This is a genomic window from Verminephrobacter aporrectodeae subsp. tuberculatae At4 (genome assembly GCF_000193225.1).
GTDB lineage: Bacteria > Pseudomonadota > Gammaproteobacteria > Burkholderiales > Burkholderiaceae_C > Acidovorax > Acidovorax aporrectodeae.
In genome coordinates, this window is record NZ_AFAL01000190.1 from 1 (window position 1) to 400 (window position 400).

The following is a 400-nucleotide window of genomic DNA, read 5'->3' on the forward strand; positions in this document are numbered from 1 at the left end:
ACGACCAGGCGCGCGACGCGCTCCAGCGCGCAGACCGGAAACAGCGCCGAGCGCCCGAGCTTGGACGCGTCGGCAATGACCGTGACGCGCTCGGCGCCGGCGATCATGGCGCGCGCGATCTCCGCCTCTTCGAGCGCGTAGTCCTGCAGCCCGTTGGCGCCGATTGCGCCGACCGTGAGCACGGCGTCGTGCGCGTTGAACTGCGCGACCTGCGCGACCGCCAGCGGGCCGAGGTTCTCGCAGGCCTCGGCGCGGTACTCGCCGCCAATCAGAAACACCCGGTTGCTGCCCGGCCCGCGCGCCAGACACTGGGTGATGGACACCGAGTTCGTGATGATCGCCAGGCCGCTGCTGCGCGCCAGTTCCTGCGCAAGAGCGAGCGTCGTGGTTCCGGTATCGA

General features: G+C 70.8%; 1 protein-coding gene. It reads right to left on the reverse strand.

Going from position 1 to position 400, the window contains the following annotated elements:
- Positions 1-400: DeoR family transcriptional regulator (locus VTU_RS0105715; protein WP_010101857.1), on the reverse strand; the 400-nt coding region annotated here is incomplete at both ends.